The following is a 24192-nucleotide window of genomic DNA, read 5'->3' as shown; positions in this document are numbered from 1 at the left end:
CCGTGAATATAGTGGATTACGACATACCAAGGGCGGCAAGTCTGGGGGAGTTAACTGGTGGAGAATTTGGAAGGCAGGTTGACAAAGCTCGCCTTGAAGGGCGACCAAAGAGCATTTGCCGAACTTGTCGAATTATATAAAGACAGAATTTATCATCTGGGCTACCGGATGCTGAATAACCGCCATGAGGCGGAGGATATTGTCCAGGAGACGTTTTTACGCGTCTACCGGAATCTGGACCGATACGACGATAATCAAAAATTCTCGACATGGATTTACCGGATTGCGACCAACCTTTGCATCGACCGCCTGCGCAAGCGCAGGCCGACTTATTCGCTGGATGCCGAACTTAGCGATCAGGAGGGAACTGACGGCTATTCTCTTATTCCAAGTGATAATGTAACGCCTGAAAGCGAGCTCCTTCTCTCCGAGACGCAGAGAACGATCTATGAGGCGATTGACGAATTGCCTGTAAAATACCGCTCGGTCATGATCTTAAGGTATCTGCAGGATTTGTCGCTTCAGGAAATCAGCGATGTGCTGGATATGCCCGTTACGACGATTAAGACCCGGGTACATAGGGGCCGTGAATTTTTGCGCAAAAAATTGGGCCCGAGATTATAAAGAAACCAATTATTTTGTGAAACGCATGTTGACCTTGGTGCGTATGTAATTTAGCAAGCATTGTGTACCCGATTTTGTTGGGTAATTAAATAGCACTAATGAAAGGATTGGCTCCTATGGAATGCAAACTGGCCGTCTCTATGATGCATGATTACTTGGATGACGACTTGCCCGGACAGCAGCAGCGGGACTTGAAGGAGCATCTTCTATCCTGTCCGGACTGCCGAGCAAAATTCAAGGAATTGGAACAAACGGATATGCTGCTTTTTTCCCTTATGCACCAGAGTCCCGTTATCTCCGACGATCTTGTGGGACGCATTATGGGCGCACTGCCGCCTTCCAAGAAGGAAAGACGGTTTATTACCTGGATAAAGAAGCATCCCGCGCTTACCGCGGCCTCGGTGTTTCTGCTGGTCATGCTGATGAGCTCTGTCACCTTGTGGAAACAGGATGGACAGCTTGTCGTGAAAGGCTCTGATCTCGATCAGGTGGTGATCCAGGGAGATACCGTCATCGTTCCTTCCGGCAAACGGGTTACCGGCGACCTTACGGTAGAGAACGGTAAGACTCAAGTGTACGGGGAAGTGAACGGAAATGTGACCGTTATTGACGGTTCACTGTACCAGGCATCGACCGCCCACATTTCGGGGCAAGTCAAAAGCATCGACCAGGCATTAAGCTGGTTCTGGTATAAAGTCACCAATATGTTCTCCGACGTCGCTTACCGCTAATGCGAAAAGCGGCCTGGACATGATGGACTGCCGCGCCTCTTTTTCTCGGAAAAGACGGCGCTTTTTTGGTGTGTCTATCCCATAAAGTTGAGAAACTGTGCGTGGAACTCTGAACTTTTTTTGAAAAATCGCGGGTTATTCAGTCTATTTAAGCGTAAACTTGCAACATGGGCGTGAACGTTATAACCTAGATATGTTACACAATTAACAGATATTTTACATAAACCCAGCTAATATGAACTGACGGGGGTTTTAACGCAATGAGCTATTTTACGGACCTTACCTGGAAAGATTCTATTAAAGATATTATCGATATTCTGATCGTCAGTTATATTATATATAAAGTGCTCAACATGGTCCGCGGTACCCGTGCGATTCAGCTCCTGAAAGGGATTCTGGTACTCATAGTCATCTGGGCGTTCAGTACGCTGCTTGATCTGTACACGCTGAAATGGCTGATGAACCAAATGTTCACCTTCGGTGTACTGGCCGTATTTATTATTTTTCAGCCGGAGCTGCGGCGCGGTCTGGAACAGCTGGGAAGAGGAAAATTCTTTGGCCGAGCGGCGGAGAACGATGAGGAAGTGAGCAAATTAATCGGCGAAGTGATTAAAGCCGTGAATTATTTAGCTCGCAGAAGAATAGGGGCATTAATTGTTTTTGAAAGGGCAACCGGTCTTAACGAATATAAAGAATCCGGAATTCAGATGAACTCCATCGTAAGTTCCGAGCTGCTCATCAATATTTTTATACCCAACACACCGCTGCATGACGGCGCGCTTATTATGCAGAGCAATCAGATCGCGGCGGCAGCCTGTTATCTGCCCTTGTCCGAGAATCCGTTTATCAGCAAAGAGCTCGGAACCCGGCACCGGGCTGGCATTGGAGTTACCGAAGTGACGGACGCGGTGTCCGTCATCGTCTCGGAGGAGACGGGTCAGATTTCACTTGCCATCAACGGACAGGTGGTCAGGGATATCAGGGAAGAGTCGCTGATTTCCAAACTTTACGAAGAGCTGCGAACTCATTCGGCTCTTTCGGAGAAGCGTAACGCCTTCTGGAAATGGAAAGGGGGCGGCACCAATGGATAAATGGATGAATAACAACAACTTCAACAAAGTGCTTGCCATTGCCTTAAGCATCATTCTGTGGGCGATGGTCCATATTGACAGTGCCCCTACCACTCAGTCGACTGCCAGTCTGGAGTCAAAGATCATCGAGAATGTCCCTATTCAGCTCACGGGGCAGGATGATGACAAATATGAATATTCCATGGATGCGCACAGCGTGCGGATGGAAGTCATGGGGAAAAGCAGCGATCTCATTTATGTGTTCTCCGACGCCTACAAAGTAACGCTCGATTTGAGCAAAGCGGAGCCGGGAACAAGTGAAATACCGCTGAAATACTCGCTTCCCCGCGGGGTGGACCTGATATCGATTACCCCCAAGCAAGTTCATGTGCATATCGAACAGCGGAGCACGAAATCATTTCCTGTAACGGTTGTCGCCAAAGGAACACCCGCGGAAGGCTATCGGTTGGGAACACCTGTGGTAGAACCCTCCACGGCCAAGGTTACGCTTGCTGCCAGCGAGTTGGTCCGTGTGGCGAAGGTTCAGGGAACGGTTGAACTGAATGGTGAGAATGAGTCAGTGACGGAAAAAAGGATGAAGCTCGCAGCCTACGACGCAAACGGCAACGAGATTAAAGATGCGGTGATTGAACCTGCATCTGTATCTGTGGAAATTCCGATTACGCTGCCTTACAAAAGCGTACCGTTGAAAATCGGATATACCGGCAGCCTGCCGGATTCGCTTGTGCTGTCAAAGGTAACGCCGGAGGTGGGCAGCATTGTAATCTATGGACAGGAGGCTGCGCTGGCGTCCGTCGTATCTTATGAAGCTACAATCGATCTTGGTTCCATTAATGGCGCAGGAACGTCAACGCTCAAGGTGGATCTGAAGCCTCCGGACGGCACCCAGGATATCGCTCCGCAATCCGTCAATGTCACGGTTGTGGCCTCCGAAGTTGCAGAGCGGACGCTACAGGATATTCCCGTAACGTTGGAAGGAGTAAGCAGTGGACTGTCGGCTTCGGTCACAAGTCCCCCGGACAGAACCATTTCCCTTACGCTGTCCGGGGCAAGTTCACTGCTCGACCAGTTGAACAAGGACAATATCAAAGCGGTCGCGGATTTAAGCGGTCTTAGCGCGGGGAACCACGTGGTGCCGTTGCAGATATCGCTTCCGAGCTTTATTGAGCTGAGCAATAAGCAAAGACCGTCAGTGACAGTTCAACTGTACAGTCCAGCTTCCTCAGCTTCTCCATCGGCCACTCCGGCAAGCGGGCCCGCATCTACACCTGAACCAAGCACGGAGCCTGTCTCCAGCACCAGCAGCGGAAGCGTGGATGAACCGGCTGCGAGTGCCAATAATGGGGCCTCGGTGGAACCGACTTCGACTGCTTCCCCGGATGGTGGCGGTAATACGAGCGGAGATAGCGAACCGGCAGCGCAGTAAAGCCCCAATTTAGTGCCCGTTGTTAGTTACAAGAGGACAAGACCGCGTTGTTAGAGGCGCCCGGAACACAGAGAAACCCGAAATCATATATTATGAATATTAAGCTGCAGCAGCATAGCAAAAGGAGAAAAGAAATGGGAAAGTATTTTGGAACTGACGGTGTGCGCGGAGTAGCCAACCGTGAATTGACAGCGGAGATGGCCTATAGCATCGGCCGCTGCGGAGGATATGTGCTTACCGCCAACGTGGAGAAACCTAAGGTGGTTATCGGAATGGATACGCGGATATCGGGTCCGCTGCTGGAGTCGGCGCTTGTAGCCGGTATGCTGTCAATCGGTGCGGAAGTTATCCGTCTTGGAGTTGTGACGACGCCTGCCGTCGCCTATATTACGCGCCTCTTGAAGGCGGATGCGGGCGTTATGATTTCGGCGTCCCACAATCCCGTAGAGGATAACGGCATTAAGTTCTTCGGCGGCGATGGCTTTAAACTGTCGGATGAGACGGAACTGCGCATCGAAGAATTGATGGATGCCAAGACCGATGAGCTTCCGCGGCCTGTAGGCTCGGGCCTGGGTACTGTGAGAGAGGATTTTGAGTCTAAGTATCTTTATTTGGATTTCTTAAAGACGACGATTTCGCACAGCTTCAAGGGCCTTAAGGTTGTTCTGGACTGCGCTCATGGCGCGGCATACGAACTGGCTCCGAAACTGTTCCGGGAGCTTGGCGCTGAAGTAATTGCTATCGGTGCGGAACCGGACGGACTGAATATTAATGACGGCTTCGGCTCTACGCACCCCCAGAAGCTGCGTGAGGAAGTGCTGCGTCTTGGCGCGGATTTGGGACTTGCCTTTGATGGCGACGCCGACCGCCTGATCGCTATTGACGACCGGGGCGAAGAAGTCGACGGCGACTTTATTCTGTGTATTTGCGGCAACGCGATGAACCGTGCGGGCAAGCTGAAGGATGGAACGATTGTCTCGACGGTGATGAGCAACATCGGCTTTTACAAGGCTGCTGAGAAGCTGTCCCTCAAGACGGCGAAGACGGCAGTGGGAGACCGCTACGTTATGGAAGAAATGCGCCGCGGCGGCTACAATCTGGGCGGCGAGCAGTCGGGCCATGTTATTTTCCTCGACTATAATACAACCGGCGACGGTATTTTGACCGCTATTCAATTGGTGGATACATTGATGGCTTCCGGCAAAAAGCTCAGCGAGATGAAGTCAATGATGACCAAATACCCTCAGGTCCTTGTCAATGTGCGCGTGCAGGATAAGAAAAATTATCCGAATAATTCCGCCATTGAAGCGGCCATAATGGAGATCGAAGACAAGCTGGGCAGCAACGGCCGGGTGCTCGTTCGTCCGTCCGGAACCGAGCCGCTGATTCGTGTGATGGCCGAAGGCCCGGTCAAGGAAGATTTGGATCTGTTTGTGGGACAGATTGTTGAAGTTGTGCAGCGAGAGCTGGTATAGAAGCCGGTTCCGTGACAAGTGGATTGAGATAACGTTTGATTAGATGTCTTTGCGATAAAGACTTTGTATTATTAAATTCGCCTTTGCGGCATACACTGTGCAGGGGCGGATTTTTCTGTAAATTTCAGGGGACTCTTCAATTATGGCTGATTGGTTAATTCATTTGCAAAAGCGGGATGACGTGCATATAATAGACTATGTTCATTATTCAAGAAGGAAAGCGGGGATCGTGAGGTTAAACCACTTAAGCGCCAGAGCTTGAACCTGCGCGGGGGAGAAGGAACAGCGTTAAGCCTGATATAGGGCAGTGCTGATTCGGATCACGGCAAACTCAAGCTGACGAGGTGGAGGTGTTCGAAATGTTCGGCGGGGACCTCCCGGTGAAGCGCCAGAGCCGTAAACGGAAACGGAAAACGAACAGGGCAACCGTTCAGACAACGTTTTTGTGGGCGCAAATCAAAAGGAACTTATTCATGGGTGTGCATCTAATGTGGAACGGAACAAATCTGCTCGTGGCAGAGGAAAAGACTGTGCATTTTCCAGAAATAAGTTGATGTGACAGGTTATTTTGTTGAGAATCGGACAACAGAATATTTGCTTTTTCTCAAGCATGCCGCACGGCACGTTTCTTTCCTCACGCCGCCTAAATTATAATCCAATGGACGGAGGAAATTATTTATGTGTGGTATCGTGGGATATATCGGCAATCAGAATTCGCAGGGGATCTTGGTCGAGGGCTTGAAAAAGCTGGAGTACCGCGGGTATGATTCGGCAGGCATCGCTGTGTTCACTAAGGACGGTCTGCAAATCGTGAAAGCACTTGGCCGCTTGGCGAACTTGGAGTCCAAATTGGAAGATTCTCCGCTGGTCGGCAGCGCCGGCATCGGTCATACCCGTTGGGCTACGCACGGCAAGCCGTCGGATGCCAATTCCCATCCGCATACGGATGAGAGCCATAAATTCTCGGTCGTTCATAACGGTATTGTCGAGAATTATCTGGAACTGAAAGAAGAACTGATGGCCGGAGGATGCCATTTTTCTTCCGAAACCGACACTGAGGTCATTTCACACCTCATCGCGCGCGAGTATGAAGGAGATATCGTCAAAGCTGTGCAAAAAGCGATCAAATTCATGCGCGGCGCGTTTGCGCTGGGTGTCCTGACCGAATACGAACCGGATAAACTGGTTGCCGTACGTCAGGCAAGCCCGCTCATTATCGGTCTTGGCGAAGGGGAGAACTTTATCGGGTCCGATATTCCGGCTCTGCTGGAATACACCCGTAATGTATATATTTTGAACGACGGCGAAATGGCCGTTCTTACAAGAGATACTGTCGAATTGATGACCATTGAGGGGAATTTTATTTCTCGGGAAATGATTACTGTCGATTGGGATGCCGTAACCGCAGAAAAAGGCGGCTTTGAGCATTTTATGCTGAAAGAAATTTACGAGCAGCCGAAGGCTTACCGTGATACGATGCTCGGCCGTATGAATCCCGAAGGAACCAAGGTGATTCTGCCGGAGCTGAAGCTCACGAATGAGCAAATCAAGAATATCAAGAACATTCAGATCGTAGCCTGCGGCACCGCTTATAACGCCGGTCTCGTCGGACGCAATCTGATCGAATCGTTGGTTCGCATTCCGGTCGAGAACGATATTGCATCGGAATACCGCTACCGTTCGCCGATCGTAACGCCGGAGACGCTGGTTATCGTAGTCAGCCAATCGGGTGAAACGGCGGATACACTGGCTGCACTGCGTGAAGGTCACGCCAATGGCGCTCATGTGCTTGCCATCACCAACGTAGTCGGCAGCTCTATTGCCCGCGAAGCGGATGATGTGCTCGTAACCTTGGCGGGACCGGAAATTGCCGTAGCTTCGACTAAAGCCTACACTTCACAGATTATCGCCTTCGGCTTGTTTGCTCTGTACCTGGCTGAAGTACGCGGCACACAGTCCGGAGCAGAAATAGCCCATATTTTGGCGGCTATGCAATCATTGCCGGAGCAGGTGGAAGCCATCCTGGAGAAGAAAGACGCCATCAAAGCATATGCTGAGCAAATCGCGAAGCATGATCACCTGTTCTACCTTGGACGCGGCGTGGACTACGCAGTTGCCCAGGAAGGCTCGCTGAAGCTGAAAGAGATCTCTTACATTCATTCCGAAGCTTATGCGGCAGGTGAATTGAAGCACGGAACTCTGGCGCTGATCGAGGAAGGCGTGCCGGTCATTGCTGTGGCAACCCAAGAAGCAGTCCTGGAGAAAACCGTCAGCAACATCAAGGAAGTGAAAGCCCGCGGCGCAGACGTGCTCGCCATCACGCACGAAGAGCATGTCACCGACCTGCTGAAATCCGTCGACCAGGCCTTTGCCATTCCGAAGACCTTGCCGATGCTGACCGCGGCCCTGTCCGTTGTCGTCCTCCAATTGCTGGCTTACTACGCTTCCCTGGCCCTTGGCCATGATGTCGATAAGCCAAGAAATCTGGCGAAGAGTGTGACGGTGGAGTAAGGGTAGTCGGAAAAATCGAACTTTTGTTCAGTGATAAAAAAGTGTGGAACCAGTAAAAAAAGTCTGGAACCAAAATGCAGACATCATGAGCTGTCCTGAATTTGCAGGATGGCTCATTTTTTTAGAATGGGGTGAAATTGATGGAAACCATTGGAGATAAGGTGAAGGCAGTTCGCTTAAAATACAATTTAAACCAAATTTCTTTTGCAGAAAAGATAGGGATTTCTCAAGGTAGGCTTAGTGAAATTGAGCAGGGAAAGACCAAACCATCAGCTGAAACCCTTAAAGAATTAAGAAAGAAATTTAATGTTGACCTAAATTGGTTATTTGACGAAGATAATTAATTTCACTTGTTTAAAGTCACTTTGTTGGATCGAATTATTTTAACCGTGTTGGAGTAAATTGAGGGTTGATGGTCATGCTACCTTCCATTTATAGAGGTAATATAGGATTTTAAAACACTAATGGAAATATAGTATATTACTAGTTGTGGATCTTGGGACGATCCTATTGATTCATTACAATAAAGATTTTGTTTTGAATGAAAAAATTACAATAAAGATTTATTCTATAACTAAAACTACAATTTTGAAAAACACGGGCCGTCCTGCATTTTGGACTGCTTAATTTTTTGAATGGGGTGAAAACGAATTCAGCTAAAAGATTGATGACGCTCCAGAAGATGGTACCCAATGATTATCAAACTGAAAATAACAAATAAGAAAAGCTGCCAATCAGGCTGCTTTTCTTATTTGGCGTGCCCCGAGGCACGCATCTTCTAATCGGTGAAAGTTCGTCACGGGAGGGGCCAAGCCCCCGTATAGCTATGGTACTTGCGCATAGCGAAAGCGGTGGGTAAAAGCGTATCGACGGGAGTACCGGTCAGTGACCGGGCGAGCAACCTGCCAGGTTGTAACAAGAAGTGAATCCTGCCGCGTCGATAAAACTTTGCTCAGAGTAATACTTTACTAATCACTTCTTGTCCGAAAACTTTTGGATAATCGTGTGAATGTAAGCCTTAATAACCTCTGGGCCACTATGGCTAATGCGTTTGATGTTCTTCTCACTTACTAAGCCATTTAATGTAGTACCTTTTATTGAGTTTATTAATTTGATCCTTTGCCTTACAGGTTCCAGATTAATATGGTTTGGATTAAGGGGATCGTAAATTAGCTTTTTAGATTTTTCCAGCTCAATAATTTCCTTAGCGAAATCATATACATTGTAATAAAACCCCGAGGTTCGTGCCATTATACGGTAATATCGTATTGTGATTTTCCTTGCCTCGTCATTGCTATAACCCAAACGTTCGAGTTCTTTTATAACTGCTATAATATATCTCTTTCTTGATTCTATTTTATTATTAGGTCTTTTAATAGATATTGCCCCCCTTCTAATTAGTATGAAGGTGAAGAAGCATAAGAGTGCTACTTCTATATTACCGTGCATGCTTAGTTCATGTGTTTTTTACTTTAATACTAGAGATTTTGAAAAGGAAGTTCATGAAATACATAAAGCATTCCTTAGAAAATATAATCCGGATGATCCAAATCAAGTTTATATAGGATATTTAAAAAAGTAAAAATACTGTATTGTAATAAATTAAATAAAATCATTGGGATTCTATGTATGAAATATCCGAAAACGGATAATTATTATAGATGTAATCAAAAGTTGTGTCTCCATTTGAATGATGGGAATTTTCTAATTTAGCCATCATTATATTCTGGTCTCTCGGCGGACCTGCTGAAGCCTATTAATTGTTAGTTGCACCAATTCAGAGATGTGTTGTCTATCCTCAAAGGATAATATTTCCTCATTAACAGACAGATCAATTCCTGAGTTCAATAATTTAATTAAATCCCAACTGGCTACATTGATGAAAGAGTAATCTATCATCGGGAATAAGTGTAATTGCCCGAAAGGATCGCGATATTGAGGGTCAGGAAATTCACTTAAACCAAGTAAGAAATCTGTAGTTACATGAAAAACTGTAGCCAACAATATGATTTGCTTGTAGTCAGGGTTTGCAACTCCTCGTTCCCAATTAGAGATGACATGCTTAGTTGTATCGATCTTCTGAGCAAGTGTCTCCTGAGTCCAATCCATATGAATTCTTCTCTGTTTAATTTTATCTCCAATAATGGACATTAATAAACCCACCTTGTGTTTTTCTCTGCCATATAATATCAAAGAATATTTACTAAGTAAAATTTTTTGAATAAATCTCTTGACAGACAAATAAGATTTGATTAAATTTGACATGAAGTCAAATAATATTCTACTCATTTATAGCAAAATGTTAAATATTATTCAACTTATGGAGGCGTTAATTTGGGGAAAAGACGAACAGTTACTACTGCGTTATCAATTGCAAGAAGAATTCGTGAGGGGAGAGGTGAAGGTCATTTCGCTGCCTATAAACCTTGGCTAACTATTCATGATGTCCCTTCAACCGGGGTTGTAACACGGATTCTCGGTTGGAAGAGTGGACGTCTTCATCATTATCTGTCAGAGCACCTAGAGCTAGCACATCACTATCAATTGGAGTGGGCAGAGAATGTTCTTGATATCCGAGAACAGTTTCCATTACTGCCATTAGAGAGGACACTATTCATTGCACAGAAGCTAGGTATAAAACATCCTGTGGATCCAAAAACGAAATACCCAATTGTAATGACTACCGATATGTTACTAACGATTAAAAAGGGGGATGATATCAGATTTGTTGCACATTCCATTAAACCGTTAAACAAGTTAAAAAAACGCGTCGTTGAAAAACTACAAATTGAAAAGCAATTTTTCAAAGAACAAAGAACCGACTGGTCGCTGATCACTGAAAAACAAATTAATTATGACCTTGTACGAAATGTGGAATGGCTTCATTCGGCACGATCATTTGCTGGACATATGCACATTACATCCGATCTCGTAAAGCATCTTGAACCGCCACTCTTAAAAGCGATTTCTCAAAGTGATTTACCTCTAACCGATGTCACGATGGAACAAGATTTGAAGCATGGACTACCCAAGGGCACTTGCATTCAGATTGTAAGGCACTTGATCGCTAATCGTTATTGGATTGTAGATATGACAGAGCGAATTCTACCAACAATGGAGCCGCTTAAAATTATCGGTTTACTATATCACAAAGGAGGTATGAAATGAACGTATTTATCAACAATGTCTTTAAGCGTGAGAAGGAAGGAAAGCCCCTTGAGTGTGAGCGGGTGCTTTGGATTCACACAGAAAAAGATACGGTTATTACTATCTCCATTATCAACGATAAAGCTCTCCCTCAATACAAAACCCTCTCAAGTTTAAAAAATGAGTTGGAATCCGGGCAGTTGATTAAATTGCAGTACGATCCTTATGCCAAGTTCATGGTGCCTGAGGACAAACTTAGGAAAAATGAAATTAAGATTAGAGACCAAGCATGGGTATGCATTAAAGATATCGTAGAATTAGAGCCAAACATATACGATTCAAAAGAACGGTACCAGATCATTAAGGAAGTTTGTAAGCGAACGGGAAAAGGCAAGAAGTTCATTTATAAATACCTTCGATATTATTGGATGGGGGGAAAAAAAGAAAATGCCTTGCTCCCTCGATTCCGGAAGTGTGGAGGCCCTGGAAAGAGTAAGAATCCTAAGGGGAAAATGGGTCGGCCACGAATAACAGCAACAGTAGATCCTGAGCTATCAGGAGTTCTGGTTAATAGCGAAATCCGACATATTTTTGATGAGTATATTCGAGATGTATACTTAAAGGTCGACCGGCGTGATTCGGTCAGATTTACCTATGTTGAGATGCTCAAGGGACGCTTTGGAGTCGAAACTAAAATTGTTCGAGGAGCAGAAGTACCTGTTATCCTTCCCGATCATAAAATCCCTAGTATCGCTCAGCTCAGGTATCATATTAGAACCCGATATACAAGACAAAAAAGATTGATGAGCCGAGAGGGGAAAGTTGCTTTCGATCGGGATTTTAGACCATTGCTAGGTTCAGAAACAAGGCGTGCAACAGGACCAGGTCAAATTTTTGAAATAGATGCTACGATTGCTGATGTTTACCTTGTGAGTTCTGATGATGTTAATCAAATTATCGGAAGACCTGTAGTCTATATCGTGGTGGATGTATTTACCCACATAGTAACTGGACTATATGTTGGTTTGGAGGGACCGTCTTGGTTAGGTGCTATGATGGCCATTGAGAATACCGTAGTGAATAAGGTAGAGTTTTGTGCGGAATATGGAATTGAAATCACGGAAGACGAGTGGCCGTGTCATCATATGCCTCAACATTTTTATGCTGATCGTGGAGAAATGGAAAGTAAAAATGCCGACTCTCTGGGAAGAGCCTTGGGAATCAAATTAAAAAATGCTCCTCCATACCGTGCTGATTTGAAAGGGATTGTTGAACAGCAGTTTCGAACATTAAACCTAACACTTCAACCTTGGATGCCAGGCGCAGTTAAGAAAGAATACCAAAAAAGGGGAGGCCCCGACTATGTACTCGATGCAAAACTGACGTTAAAGGACTTCACCAAGATGGTCATTGAATTGATTTTGCATCGAAATAACTACCACTACATGGAACACTATCCGTTGGACAAAGCGATGTCAAAAGACCATGTAAAACCTATCGCGAGAGATTTATGGAATTGGGGAATTCAACGGGATCATTTTTTACATGAAGTGCACCCTGATATTGTTCGTCTAAATGTACTTCCCGAGGATGAGGTAACGGTAAGCAGTGAAGGGATCAAATTCGAAGGCATGTACTATTGGTGCAATGAATTGGTGGATCAAGGGTGGTTTGTTCAAGGAAAGTCCACTAAAACGGTCATCGCTTACGACAGGCGAAATATGAACCATGTGTACATTAAATTGCACGACGGGAAAGGATTTATTAAGTGTTATCTCTTAGAGAAGTCTTCGCGATTTCAGAACCTGAGCTTGGAAGAAGTGAAGATGAAGAGATTCGAGGAGAAACTTCAAAAGAGCCTATATCAAACTACGAGGAACCAACAGGATGTAGAACTGAGTACCCGACTAGAGTTGATCAAAAAGCAGGCAGAAGAAAGAGTTAATGACGAGAGAGATCATGCACTTACAAAAACTGAACGTAAGGCGGAAATTCGAGCCAATCGGATAGAAGAACGTAATAAGCTCCGCAAGATACAGAGCTTTGAGCTAAATAAATCTGAAAACAAAAATAATAATGATGTTATCACAATTGAAGACACAGATGACAGTGAGGGCTCTTTTTCGCCAAGATCTAAGCTCGAATTCTTATCAAAAATCAGAAAGGAAGGCTAATTATGGATCAAATAACAAATCTGGAGGCAATGTATCACTATACCCCAAGTCTTATTGGTCGTCAGGTTGAGGCTGAATATTTACCACAAGTAATTACTGGATACAAAGATAATCCCTTTATCGAAGCCCTGCCACCAATTTTCGAAGAAGAGTACGTGGCCTCTAAAATAGCAAGGTTCCCAGATCATAAAGAGGAGCAGCGTAAGCTCGGCAAACAAACAAGGCTCCATCTAATCCAACAAATTTCTGATTATGTTGAACCTTTACCTTCACACCTACTAGTAGAACAGCGGCTATCAAGATTGATGCGGCATGGGTACAAAGCGAGAAATCCTTTAACACGGGAATCAGTAAAACAGTTCCATATTGGCTTTCAGAACATTCTCCAGTCCGGAATTAATCAAGAAGGAGTCAACCTGGCTGGCATTCGCTCGACGGCATCGGGATTTGCTATTCTCGGCGTTAGCGGCCAAGGAAAAACGACCGCTATTGAGAGCTCATTGCTTCTTTACCCACAGGTTATCCACCATTCGACATACAAAGGGCAACCATTTATAAGGAAACAGCTAGTTTGGCTTAAACTCAACTGTCCCCACGACGGTTCTCTTAAGGGTTTATGCTTCAACTTTCTGCAAGCTGTTGATTCCGTGTTAGAGACAAACTATTTTCGGAAGTTCGTCTCAAAAGGCTCTTCTGTTGACATGCTCCTACCTGTAATGGCCCATATTGCAACTCTTCATGGACTAGGCGCACTCGTTATTGATGAGATCCAGAACCTCAGTTTTATGAAAAGCGGCGGTGCTGAAAGAATGCTTAATTACTTCACTCAGCTGATTAATACAATCGGTGTGCCCGTTATTCTGATTGGAACCTTTAAAGCAATGAAGCTGTTATCCGGGTCATTTAGTCAGGCAAGAAGGAGTACCGGTCAAGGTGATATGATAATGGATCGATTAATCGAGGGTGAAGAATGGGATTACTTCATTCAGCGATTGTGGAAATATCAGTGGACAAGTTCGAATGTAAAGCTCTCTGACGCATTGAAATGTGAAGTGTATGAGTTATCCCAGGGGATTGTCGATATCGCGGTTAAACTTTATATGCTTGCCCAGTGGGAAGTTATCATGTATGGAGAGGATAAAGAACGAATTACGATAGGTGTACTTCGAGATGTTGCGAACCGGCATATGCAGCTAGTACAGCCTTTGCTCAAAATATTAAAGCGAAATGATCCCTCCGCAAAATTACTGGTTGATGACTTATACCCTCAGTGGGATGTATTAGACCAGTTCCTGAGAAATGCAGAAGAGAAAGTGAATGTTCAAGGAGAGATGCGTTCAAAACTTATGAGGGACGGAAATATCGAACTTGATCAGGGGAGATACCTGGAATTGGTAAAAACGGCTATCGATTTTGGAGTTTCCGCTAAAAAAGCTGAGGAGTTGGCGAAACGTGTTTTACTGAAGAATGAAACGGAGAGTGACTTGATTCAATTGAGAAAAGAAGTTATCCATGAAATTGAGTTAAGCACCGCTGTGGCGAATATTCAAAATATAACTCCGGAAAGTAAAACAGGGAATACAGAGAAGAAACAACGGAGCAAAAAAATGACCAGAAAGAAGGCAACTGGCATTCAAGACGTGGATGATCTGAGAAATGCGGTTACAAGTAGCGTCGCAAAAAGCGATGAAATTTATGAAAATCTTGTTGAGCTTGGTATGATTCCGTCTGAAAAAGATTTGTCAAATCTAATTATCTAATTCTGTACTAAAAGAAGGGGAGAAAGGGAAAACTACTAATAGATATCATGAAAAGGAATGATTCTATTGGTAGCACATTTCCCTTCTTTATACCCTGATGAACTGCTTTACAGCGGGATTGCGCGATATCATCAAATGTCCGGGAATACTTCGCAAAAACAGACCGTCAAAGAACTGTTTGGAGATCGTCTTGTTTGCGCTACGGTTGATTTACCCAGCCATCTCAGGTATTTGTCGGAGCGATTAGGGTCAGTGTTTAAAGTTAATGATCTCATCATGAAACACACTTTATATCCATACTACAGAGCGTTTATTCCACAAGTTAAAGCAAGAAAAATATACGAATTAATGAGTGAGGGGGCCTCACAAGGAGAAGTTCATGCTTTATTAGGAATACCGGCTAGCCTGATAAAATTGCCAAGTTACTTAAAATACTGCAGAGTTTGCTATGAAGAGGATTTTTCAACATACTATGAACCTTATTGGCATCGTTCTCACCAGGTCCCCGGAGTTTGTATATGTCCAATTCATAAAGAAGCTTTAATAGAATCAACTGTATCATATACGACTCGAGAGAAGAAATTTGAGTTCACTTCATTAGTTAGTTTGGAAAAAGATACTGCGATCAACTTATGCGTTCAACCAGACTTTCTGAATCAATATGCAATGGTCGCCGAGAGGTCATATGAATTGTTGCAGTCTGTAAACCTGGATACGATTTATTCTTCGATCAGTAAAACGGACCTTCATGAAAAGGAGTATTTAACAGGGCTGGGGCGGATTCGTTTTCTGAAGTTGATTCAAGACTTCAATGCTTATTATTCTCAAGAATTTCTAAAACATTTGCAATGCGCAGTAGATGATCAATGTGAAACATGGCTACACAAAATGATTCGAGGTAATGACTTAATATTTCACCCCCTTCGCCACATATTGCTGGCTGATTTCATGGGTAAGAACCTAATTTTAGGGTCGACGACTGGTATTGAAGAAATGGAGATGAATCAAGGAAAGTGGCAAGAAAATAATCGTCATGAGAGAACAAGTGCTAGGCGATCCAGAACACCATTTCATGATTGGAAAAAGCGAGATATGGTTACTTTGACTGAGGTAAGGGAAGTTACTAAGAGGATAAAATCACAAAAACTGAAACCGCAGCGAATTTCTCTCGCAACGGTTTCAAAAAACCTTAATAAAACAAAAGTACCGTTCGTTCTGGAAAAGTGTTTACATAAACTCCCTAAAACGAAAAGATTCTTGGAAAAAGAGATTGAAACCACGGAGCAATTCCAGATTCGGCGCCTAGAACTTGCTGCTGCTCGAATCGCTAAAGAGGAGACAAAAATTGAAGGATGGCGCCTTCTTAAAGCAGCGGGGTTAAATTCACCACTACGTGAATCTGTTGTTGAAAAGTTTAAAAACCTAATCTTATATTAGGTCAATATGGAGGTTTCAATTTTAAAACAAAAAAAGGAGAATGCTCATAATATGAATACTGGTAAATTGAGTTTTTTTCCAACTCCTTATCCGGATGAAGACTTTCGAAGTATTATTCATCGGTATCACCTAAGATCTATAAATATGGAATTACATGAGTCAAAACTTGAGTTGTTAGGGTTGTGGTCATCCAGAAATACTGATTTCCCTCATAATTTGGCTCATTTATTAAAACAGTTGCCTCAAAATTCTAGGGCAAATGCAGAGACATTCATTAATAATCACACGCTGTTTCCTCTGTTTAGGCCATTTTTAAGCAAAGCACGGCTTCACAATGTTAGAGAAGACATGTTGTATGGGGCGACGACAACGGGGGCGAATTTTGCCGGAAGATTAGCTAGAAACAATATATCACATTTAATACGGTATTGCCCAAGATGTTTAATCCAAGATTACGAGAAGTATGGCGAAGTATATGTTCATCGAATTCATCAACTTAAATTTTTTAACGTATGTCCTTCGCATGGAACATACCTCATAACCCATTGTCCGGAATGCTCTGGATGCTTGAGTGAAAATAAGGCAATGTCTCTTCTTTCCGCTCCAATTTGTCCAAGAGGACATAAGATTAAAATACAGTCAACTGAGATAAAAAATGTTGATAATATAACAGAAATTTATTCGGATATTCAGTATCTATTAAACAACCCCATAAAAATAGAGCGAGAAAATGTTACAGGAAAATTACGAGAAGCTTGTTGGGAGCATGGTTACTACACATATTCCGGTCGTCTTACTACGAAGCTAGGCACTGACTTTTTGTTGAAATATTCTGAGGAAGTATTAACCAAGCTTGGACTGTCGAAGAGTAAAATATTATCAACTAAAATTTGGAGAGAGATGATTGGAGAAAATGATCGCCTAACAAGTATTGTTCTATATATTTTAATGATGCGAATATTTTCCCCAAGCATAGAAGATTTTTTTGAAAGAAAGAATGTTTGCATAAGCAATCCAATTCCTTTTGGTAATGGACCGTGGAGATGTATGAATAAACTTTGTGATAATTATCAAAACGACTCTTTTTTGAAGATAAATCGCTCAGATATAATATCTAGCATTCATTATATTCATTTTTTTTGTTCGAAATGCCAAATGGAATTTACTGCACGTTGGGATTGGAAAAACCGAAGAATTAAAGATGTTTCAATAAGACACATGGGAAAAGAGTGGGAGAACAAAGTCCTTGAACTCTATATTGAAGGTTTAAGTAATACTAAGATTGCAGCAAAAGTTTATTCATCGACAAACCTAGTAAGAATTTGTTTAATAAAGCAACTTGGACAATATTATAACAATGAGAAAAATACTGAAGAGCACAAGGAAGTTCTTAAACAAGTTATAGAGGCACGGAATAGGGTTGCCACGGCAAGCGAAGAAGAAGGATTAATAATAAAATATCGAGAGATGGTTCTAAATACTCTTAAAGAAGCCCCGTTTTTACCACGGAGCCAAATCAGCAAAAAGCTCGGAAGATATTATACAATATTAATGAGATATGACCGAAATTGGCTCAACGAAATTTTACCCAGCAAGAAAAAACCTCCAAATAAACTGAATTATGAGCTTGTTGACCAAGATCTAAGTATAAAAGTTCGGGCAGTAGCAGAACGACTACGTATTAGTAATCCTCCGACTCAAATAAAGAAATACTCAATACTCAATGTATTAGAGTCTTACGAGAAACACCGTATACTCAAACACGGATCGAATCTACCCCAAACAACAAGTATGATTGAAAAGTACATGGAAACAAAGGAAGACTATTTAATTAGACATGTACCTAGTATTGTGTCTCAGTTAAAGGCATCAGGATACCGTAATCCTACGTTTCAAAGTATTGTTGCTTTTCGGAGATCTTATCGTAATCTACCTGAAAGAACACAGGAAAAAATAAAGGCGAAGTTACTTCAATCTGTTGATTAGATTTTATAGAAAGTAGAAAAGCAAAGGGATTGCAAAACCCTTTGCTTTTAATATATCGGGGAAATTGCAAGTGTTCTATACCTCCAGGTTTAAGGCTACTGGGATTCACGAATTCTGCTATTAGAGAATATTTACAACCTAAGAGGCTTGGAAATGGATAAAGATGGATTCAGTGGTTTAAACACAATTTTTCCTCCTCTGAAAATTCTTTCTCCGCGGATATCGGCGCTACTGGGTAAAAATAGAGGAACAATCATCCTCATTAGGTTTGGTGAAAGCTCGAATGAGCTCCTTATTCGGCCTGGTACCTTGGGTGAACGTGTATGTCGTTACCCGAGCGTATGGCGGATCCGAGCAGGGCGGCTGGTACTACCGAAAATATGTATGCGAGAAAAGCGTTCAGGTGTGGCTCTGGGATGCGGAAGTCACGGCAGCCCGGTTGCTCCGGACCTATGAAGGCTTAGCCTGGGGAATCCTGTGTGCCGAAGCCGCAGGACAGGAAGTCTCTGTCCGGATTGAGTCCAGCAAGGCCGAGATACAATCTCAGGGACATCCAGAGTATGACCCGGAAATTGTGGTCAAAAGCGTTTTGACTCAAACGAAGCCAGCTAATGTCATTTCACTTGCATCCAGACGAAGAATAAAAGAATTGGAAGCCGAGGCACGCTCGATATCCAAAGGCTCCTATCGGTTTGTCCGGACGGCCCGGCAGGACGAAGAGCCATGCGAAAGATGTGAAGGAAATGGGAGAACGCCCTACACCCATATCAAAGGGGGCATTTGCTTCCTTTGCGGCGGCGACGGGAAAAAGAGTTCAGCGAAAGAGCCAATGGAGGGTAAAACACATGTTGAGTAATTTACAAACCATGATTAATGAACTGAAGATGATGCAAATGGAGCTGCTGATAGGTATTGTCAGCGATGAGGTGAAGGAAGCTCGGGGAACCGCTAATTGGAGATATTACTTGCACCAAATGAACCCGGTTCACCTGGAGATTGAGGAGGCTGTTCACCCGCTTCTTCATTCGATTTTGCAGGAAACGCCACTAATGAGTGATCGGCTCCAAAGCAAAGAGACGCTTGATTCGAAGGATTGGATTTGGGCATTTCAAGTGGTTATTTCAGATCTTGAAAATCAGCAGCGAGATTGTGTCTTGAACCATGTCAAAAAAGAGACTCAAGGGCAACTGGAGTTGTCCGGGTTCATCCGGCGTAACCAGATGGATCTTCCTCTGGTCACACCGATCGATTATCGGTTATCGATGATTGATGACCAGTTGAACCTCTTGCGGCGACTGCAAAAAGAGATCCCAATTCACGAAAACCCAAACATAGCTGAAGGAGTAGATCAAGGTTCTTCAAAAACCATTTTACAAAATCTGCGTATGGGATGGGGCCAAGAGGGGAAAAACTTCTTGACTCCAACTTGGAGCGCTGGATATTGACCTTGACGACCTGCATAATCACTTACCTGCATTTGCGTTCCCAGCTGCTCATGGATTTTGCGGGAGAGATGCTTAACCACGCGCTGAACACGGAAAACACCGTGCCAATGCCGTTCCGAATGGACTCTCTTCAATGCAGAAATGAACGACGGGCGCTGCCGGGGGGGGGTACGGAAAATCTGTTAAAGGGATTCTGAATGGACAGCCGATAGGCTTTCATTAAATATCAAATATACCTAAGGAGGGAGCCGAGTTACGCCCTCCTTGGGCGGCCGGCGAAAAAAATGGATAATCAACAATTTGAAAAAGTAAGAAAAGAACTTTTAGTTCAATTGACAAAAGAGAAAATGAAACGGGCACGTATGATGTGTGAGCCGCAAATTCAAAAGTTCGAGCGACTATCTCCTTCGGAAAGGGATCATACCATCCCGAATAAAATGGCTATCGTACCTCAGCAATCCTCGACAGGAGTCTTTTGGGTGGTATACTTCGAAGATTTACATTTGGCAACTTCAGCAAGGTTAGAAATGGCGATTTGCAAAGCAGCCATCGTCGTCAACGACACCATTACGGTTAAGCTGAATCAAATGGAAGGATAGGTGTTTCTAAAATGGAGATGATTGTGGAGCGGGCTGAAATTAAGTTAAAGAGGAATCCTTGGATGAAGAAAATGAAGCGTCCCATTTTTACTGATGGCACGCGTCTCTATATTCCAGACAACGGAATCCAAAGTATCAAGATCGAAGGAAGGAATTACAGAGAAGTAAAGAAAATATTTGATTTTTGGTACCTCATTTGAACTTTAAGACTAGAAGTGTCCGTCTCTAAAAAAGGGAAGCTCATTGCGAGCTTCCCAGGCTGTCGAGAAAGTCTCGACAGCTATTTTTAAGTTCTGATAATTTCACACGACACCGCGTTAATGTTGTATAATATAGGTAACACATATTTTAGAACGGATGGTGTTCTTTATGCTGCGATCTAACCGGGAAAAACAACAATCTTACGAATTCGTTTCTATCGAAGATTTGGTGCCTCAGGATCATCTGCTCCGCAAAGTGGATCAACATATCGATTTCTCTTTTATTGATGAAAAGGTCCGTCCTCTGTACTGCGCGGATAACGGGCGGCCGGCGATTGATCCGGTAGTACTGTTCAAGATGATTTTTCTCGGTTATTTCTACGGCATTCGTTCCGAACGTCAATTGGAACGGGAGATTCAGACTAATCTGGCGTACCGTTGGTTTTTGGGACTCGGACTGACCGACAAAGTGCCGGACCACACGACCATTAGTTGGAACCGGCGAACCCGGTTTAAGGATACGAGCATTTTTCAGGATATTTTTGATGAGATTGTTTTGCAGGCCATCTCGCACCGGATGGTGGGCGGCCGCGTCCTAATTACCGACTCGACTCACATCAAGGCGAACGCGAATAAACACCAGTACACTAAGCAGCAAGTACTGCAAAACACGAAAGATTATATCGGTGAACTCAATGCCGCCGTGGCGGAAGACCGGAAGGAAAACGGAAAAAAGCGCTAAAACCGAGAGAGGAAGTGACCGAGGAAAAGGAAATTAAAGTGAGCAAGACTGACCCAGACAGCGGGTATATGATTCGGGACGGCAAACCGGAAGGCTTCTTTTACTTGGACCACCGCACGGTGGATATGAAATTCAATATGATTACGGATGTGCATGTCACGCCGGGAAATGTCCATGATTCGGTTCCTTATTTGTCGCGTTTGGACCGGCAAAGAGAACGGTTTGGTTTTAAAGTCGAGGCTGTAGCGCTGGATTCGGGTTATTTGACGACACCGATTTGTAGAGGTCTGAAAAGTCGAAAAATTTTTGCGGTGATTGCTCACCGGAGATTTCATCCCAAGCAAGGACTGTTTCCGAAATGGAAGTTTACGTTTAACGCAGAGCGCAATCTGTACGTCTGCCCGGCGAGTCACGAACTGGTCTACCGTACAACGGACCGGAAAGGATACCGGCAGTATGCTTCTGATCCGGAGCACTGCAAGGCCTGTCCGCTGCTCGAAAAGTGTACGCATTCCCGAAACCACCGCAAGGTGGTGACCCGACATGTTTGGGAGGACAGCAAGGAGTGGGTACGGAACAACCGGCTGAGCCGGGACGGCAAACAGCTGTACCGCAAACGAAAAGAAACGATTGAGCGAAGCTTCGCGGACGCCAAAGAGCTCCATGGGTTTCGCTATTGCCGTTTGCGCGGGCTGGCCAACGTCAAGGAACAGGCCTTGATGACAGCAGCCGTACAGAACATGAAGAAGATGGCGATCCACCTGGATCGCCTGGAAAAGCGGGGGTAACCCCCTCGATTTTCACTTCTTCGCGTCCTAAAACAAAAAGAGAAACCCAGGGTCTTTGAGGAAGACCGGGTTTCTCGACAAGCTGGGAAGCTCATTGCGAGCTTCCCTTTTCCTTGTGCGCCATGCATGGCGCGTAACTAGGCGGTGAAAGTCCGCTATGGGGGCTTGCAGTTGCCAACCATTAGCCAAGAGCAAGGGTGTCCGCCGCGAGGTGGAATCTGAAGGAAGCTGGCGGCAAAGTTCCGACCCGAAGGAACACGAATCACATCAGGCATCCAAAGTGGGATGAGTCTGCAAGACAAGGCAAAATCCAATAAACTGCACGGACACGAGGATGTAAATGCGGCGGGTACATGGGATGAAAGTTACGCGTCTTACCGTGGGAGGTCTCATGGACGTGAGGAGATGAACTTCGAACCACGGTTGAAACAAGATTTATCATGAGAAGTCAGCAGAAGCCATACTACCTTGAGCCTTCGACGGCTCGAGGGAAGGGCTGAACCTTAGGAGGTGAGCGTCAATGAAAGTTACCGAAGCAGGAGCAAAGGGCAGCCAACTTCCAAAGGAAGGCTCGCCGCAGAAGGATAGTGCGGAACACGAAGGATATGCGGGAGTGCACATTTCTGAGAGGATAACCGAAACCGACGACACCAACGCAAACGAATCGAGGGAAGGGTTGCTTGAGAAGATTCTGAGCAAAGACAACTTGAACGAAGCGTTCAAGAGAGTTAAAGCCAATAAGGGTTCGCACGGAACCGACAGGATGGGTGTGGCTGAACTTCTACAATATCTCAAAGACAACGGCGAAACGATCAGGCAGCAAATCCTGGACGGTAAATACCGTCCGAATCCCGTTCGAAGGGTGGAGATCCCGAAAGAGAACGGAAAGAAGAGAAATCTGGGTATCCCAACGGTGGTCGATCGAGTCATTCAACAGGCGATCGCCCAAGTGCTTACGCGGATCTATGAACAACAGTTTTCGGACAACAGCTACGGTTTCCGTCCCAAACGAAGTGCCCATCAAGCGATAAGGCGTAGCCAGCAATATATTCAGGAAGGCTATCGCTATGTCGTGGATATGGACTTGGAGAAATATTTTGACTCCGTTAATCAAAGCAAGCTCATTGAGGTGCTTTCGAGAACGATTAAGGACGGTCGAGTCATTTCGCTGATTCATAAATACCTTCGGGCAGGGGTCGTAGTGAAGCACGAGTTCGAGGAAACGGAAATCGGCGTACCGCAGGGAGGGAACCTGAGTCCCATTCTCAGTAACATTATGCTGAATGAATTGGACAAGGAACTGGAAAAGAGAGGACACAAATTCGTGCGTTATGCGGACGACCTACTCATCTTCAGCAAGAGCAGACGAAGTGCGGAGCGGAGATTGACCCACATTCTCCCATTCATCGAGAAGAAACTGTTCTTAAAAGTAAATCGGGAGAAGACCATAGTGGACCTGGCCACCGGGTGAAGTTTCTGGGGTTCTCATTCTACATTCATCGGGGGCAGGCGAAAATCCGCATTCATCCGAAATCCATCGCCAAAATGAAGAGGAAAGTAAAGGAACTGACCGCAAGAAGCAATGGGACGAAGAATGCGGAGAGAGCCGAAAGGCTCAGACGCTACATCATCGGATGGGTCAACTACTTCAAGGTTGCGGACATGAAGTCCCTGCTTCAAACGACGGATGAGTGGATGAGAAGGCGGATCCGCATGATCTACTGGAAACAGTGGAAGCGAGTAAAGACCAGATTCGAGAAGCTGGCTGCGCTTGGAGTTCCGAAGTACAAGGCGTGGGAGTACGCAAACACAAGAAAGAGCTACTGGAGATCATCCAATAGCCCAATCCTCTCGAAATCTCTCGATAATAACACCATCAAGAGCCTCGGATTTCTTTACTTTTTAGATTATTATCGACAAGTCACTGCGTGAGCCTAATGGAACCGCCGTATACCGAACGGTACGTCAGACTGTCTAACAATTATTAAAAAATCCTCGTTTTTTGACATGAAAATAGATGACCTTTGTCGAATCTCTACATCAAAGGAGATGAGCG

General features: G+C 44.6%; 19 protein-coding genes and 1 pseudogene. 18 read left to right on the top strand and 2 right to left on the bottom strand.

All coding sequences use genetic code 11. The features are described from left to right. The first annotated feature begins 57 nt into the window (after window positions 1–57). The 7 genes from sigW to KP014_RS27930 all read left to right on the top strand — a co-directional run bounded on the left by sigW (window position 58) and on the right by KP014_RS27930 (window position 8202). Entirely contained in the window at window positions 58–624 is a 567-nt protein-coding gene (gene sigW / locus KP014_RS27960; RefSeq protein WP_036589998.1) for an RNA polymerase sigma factor SigW, read from the top strand. Window positions 625–740: 116 nt separating this feature from the next. Continuing rightward, on the top strand, window positions 741–1355 hold the full coding sequence (locus KP014_RS27955) for a zf-HC2 domain-containing protein (RefSeq protein ID WP_036589999.1): 615 nt from the start codon (window positions 741–743) through the stop codon (window positions 1353–1355). 260 nt (window positions 1356–1615) lie between these two features. After that, on the top strand, window positions 1616–2446 hold the full coding sequence (gene cdaA, locus KP014_RS27950; protein WP_036590000.1) for a diadenylate cyclase CdaA: 831 nt from the start codon (window positions 1616–1618) through the stop codon (window positions 2444–2446). Beyond that, the gene (locus KP014_RS27945) at window positions 2439–3872 is read left to right on the top strand and encodes a CdaR family protein (RefSeq protein WP_051499483.1); all 1434 of its coding nucleotides are present in this window, start codon (window positions 2439–2441) and stop codon (window positions 3870–3872) included. The genes cdaA and KP014_RS27945 overlap by 8 nt, the downstream gene beginning before the upstream one ends. A 134-nt stretch (window positions 3873–4006) precedes the next feature. Next, a complete protein-coding gene (gene glmM, locus KP014_RS27940) occupies window positions 4007–5347 on the top strand; it encodes a phosphoglucosamine mutase (RefSeq protein WP_036590001.1) in 1341 nt (446 codons plus the stop codon). Window positions 5348–6025: 678 nt separating this feature from the next. Next, on the top strand, window positions 6026–7858 hold the full coding sequence (gene glmS, locus KP014_RS27935; protein ID WP_036590003.1) for a glutamine--fructose-6-phosphate transaminase (isomerizing): 1833 nt from the start codon (window positions 6026–6028) through the stop codon (window positions 7856–7858). Window positions 7859–7998: 140 nt separating this feature from the next. Then, a complete protein-coding gene (locus KP014_RS27930) occupies window positions 7999–8202 on the top strand; it encodes a helix-turn-helix domain-containing protein (protein WP_051499486.1) in 204 nt (67 codons plus the stop codon). Window positions 8203–8830: 628 nt separating this feature from the next. On the opposite strand, the gene KP014_RS27925 is transcribed toward KP014_RS27930, so the two are convergent. Together KP014_RS27925 and KP014_RS27920 are read right to left on the bottom strand one after the other, a co-directional pair. Then, window positions 8831–9307, bottom strand: coding sequence for a hypothetical protein (locus KP014_RS27925; protein ID WP_036590005.1), 477 nt, complete (start codon window positions 9305–9307; stop codon window positions 8831–8833). Between the two features lie 270 nt (window positions 9308–9577). Then, window positions 9578–10009 (bottom strand): helix-turn-helix domain-containing protein, encoded by a 432-nt coding sequence (locus tag KP014_RS27920; RefSeq protein ID WP_051499488.1) that lies wholly within the window; start codon window positions 10007–10009, stop codon window positions 9578–9580. Between the two features lie 183 nt (window positions 10010–10192). Between KP014_RS27920 and KP014_RS27915 the strand changes: the two genes are divergently transcribed. The 11 genes and pseudogenes from KP014_RS27915 (at window position 10193) to ltrA (ending at window position 24068) form a co-directional block, all read left to right on the top strand. After that, window positions 10193–11026: a heteromeric transposase endonuclease subunit TnsA gene (locus KP014_RS27915; RefSeq protein WP_036590007.1), complete on the top strand. Its 834-nt coding sequence runs from the start codon at window positions 10193–10195 to the stop codon at window positions 11024–11026. After that, window positions 11023–13179, top strand: coding sequence for a Mu transposase C-terminal domain-containing protein (locus KP014_RS27910; protein WP_036590009.1), 2157 nt, complete (start codon window positions 11023–11025; stop codon window positions 13177–13179). Before KP014_RS27915 ends, KP014_RS27910 begins: the two co-directional genes overlap by 4 nt. Before the next feature lie 2 nt (window positions 13180–13181). Continuing rightward, window positions 13182–14939 (top strand): ATP-binding protein, encoded by a 1758-nt coding sequence (locus KP014_RS27905; RefSeq protein WP_051499491.1) that lies wholly within the window; start codon window positions 13182–13184, stop codon window positions 14937–14939. Between the two features lie 57 nt (window positions 14940–14996). Continuing rightward, the gene (locus tag KP014_RS27900; protein ID WP_036590011.1) at window positions 14997–16376 is read left to right on the top strand and encodes a TnsD family Tn7-like transposition protein; all 1380 of its coding nucleotides are present in this window, start codon (window positions 14997–14999) and stop codon (window positions 16374–16376) included. Between the two features lie 51 nt (window positions 16377–16427). Then, complete coding sequence (locus KP014_RS27895) at window positions 16428–18362, top strand: TnsD family Tn7-like transposition protein (RefSeq protein ID WP_036590013.1); 1935 nt, start codon at window positions 16428–16430, stop codon at window positions 18360–18362. A 283-nt stretch (window positions 18363–18645) separates the two neighbouring features. Continuing rightward, window positions 18646–19218: a hypothetical protein gene (locus tag KP014_RS27890; protein WP_036590015.1), complete on the top strand. Its 573-nt coding sequence runs from the start codon at window positions 18646–18648 to the stop codon at window positions 19216–19218. Then, window positions 19208–19807 (top strand): hypothetical protein, encoded by a 600-nt coding sequence (locus KP014_RS27885; RefSeq protein ID WP_036590017.1) that lies wholly within the window; start codon window positions 19208–19210, stop codon window positions 19805–19807. Before KP014_RS27890 ends, KP014_RS27885 begins: the two co-directional genes overlap by 11 nt. Before the next feature lie 284 nt (window positions 19808–20091). Beyond that, window positions 20092–20406 carry a hypothetical protein gene (locus tag KP014_RS27880; protein WP_036590021.1) on the top strand — a complete coding sequence of 105 codons (315 nt, stop codon included), beginning with the start codon at window positions 20092–20094 and terminating at the stop codon, window positions 20404–20406. Between the two features lie 11 nt (window positions 20407–20417). Then, on the top strand, window positions 20418–20606 hold the full coding sequence (locus tag KP014_RS27875) for a hypothetical protein (protein WP_036590022.1): 189 nt from the start codon (window positions 20418–20420) through the stop codon (window positions 20604–20606). Window positions 20607–20775: 169 nt separating this feature from the next. Then, a protein-coding gene (locus KP014_RS27870) for an IS1182 family transposase (protein WP_216700361.1) occupies window positions 20776–22136 on the top strand; the annotation gives its coding sequence in 2 pieces (ribosomal slippage) (window positions 20776–21343 and window positions 21343–22136; 1362 coding nt in all). A 520-nt stretch (window positions 22137–22656) separates the two neighbouring features. Then, a pseudogene (ltrA, locus tag KP014_RS27865) lies at window positions 22657–24068 on the top strand (group II intron reverse transcriptase/maturase). Window positions 24069–24192: the final 124 nt, after the last annotated feature.

Source organism: Paenibacillus sophorae (assembly GCF_018966525.1).
Lineage (GTDB): Bacteria > Bacillota > Bacilli > Paenibacillales > Paenibacillaceae > Paenibacillus_AQ > Paenibacillus_AQ sophorae.
The sequence above is the reverse complement of the archived record's forward strand: the minus strand, read 5'-3'. Positions and strand labels throughout refer to the sequence as shown.

Excerpts from the sequence above, each read along its gene's own strand:
- KP014_RS27955 (WP_036589999.1), top strand. The coding sequence starts at position 741 with ATGGAATGCAAACTGGCCGTCTCTATGATGCATGATTACTTGGATGAC.
- cdaA (WP_036590000.1), top strand. The coding sequence starts at position 1,616 with ATGAGCTATTTTACGGACCTTACCTGGAAAGATTCTATTAAAGATATT.
- KP014_RS27945 (WP_051499483.1), top strand. The coding sequence starts at position 2,439 with ATGGATAAATGGATGAATAACAACAACTTCAACAAAGTGCTTGCCATT.
- glmM (WP_036590001.1), top strand. The coding sequence starts at position 4,007 with ATGGGAAAGTATTTTGGAACTGACGGTGTGCGCGGAGTAGCCAACCGT.
- glmS (WP_036590003.1), top strand. The coding sequence starts at position 6,026 with ATGTGTGGTATCGTGGGATATATCGGCAATCAGAATTCGCAGGGGATC.
- KP014_RS27930 (WP_051499486.1), top strand. The coding sequence starts at position 7,999 with ATGGAAACCATTGGAGATAAGGTGAAGGCAGTTCGCTTAAAATACAAT.
- KP014_RS27925 (WP_036590005.1), bottom strand. The coding sequence starts at position 9,307 with ATGCACGGTAATATAGAAGTAGCACTCTTATGCTTCTTCACCTTCATA.
- KP014_RS27920 (WP_051499488.1), bottom strand. The coding sequence starts at position 10,009 with ATGTCCATTATTGGAGATAAAATTAAACAGAGAAGAATTCATATGGAT.
- KP014_RS27910 (WP_036590009.1), top strand. The coding sequence starts at position 11,023 with ATGAACGTATTTATCAACAATGTCTTTAAGCGTGAGAAGGAAGGAAAG.
- KP014_RS27905 (WP_051499491.1), top strand. The coding sequence starts at position 13,182 with ATGGATCAAATAACAAATCTGGAGGCAATGTATCACTATACCCCAAGT.
- KP014_RS27900 (WP_036590011.1), top strand. The coding sequence starts at position 14,997 with ATGATTCTATTGGTAGCACATTTCCCTTCTTTATACCCTGATGAACTG.
- KP014_RS27895 (WP_036590013.1), top strand. The coding sequence starts at position 16,428 with ATGAATACTGGTAAATTGAGTTTTTTTCCAACTCCTTATCCGGATGAA.
- KP014_RS27890 (WP_036590015.1), top strand. The coding sequence starts at position 18,646 with ATGAGCTCCTTATTCGGCCTGGTACCTTGGGTGAACGTGTATGTCGTT.
- KP014_RS27885 (WP_036590017.1), top strand. The coding sequence starts at position 19,208 with ATGTTGAGTAATTTACAAACCATGATTAATGAACTGAAGATGATGCAA.
- KP014_RS27880 (WP_036590021.1), top strand. The coding sequence starts at position 20,092 with ATGGATAATCAACAATTTGAAAAAGTAAGAAAAGAACTTTTAGTTCAA.
- KP014_RS27875 (WP_036590022.1), top strand. The coding sequence starts at position 20,418 with ATGGAGATGATTGTGGAGCGGGCTGAAATTAAGTTAAAGAGGAATCCT.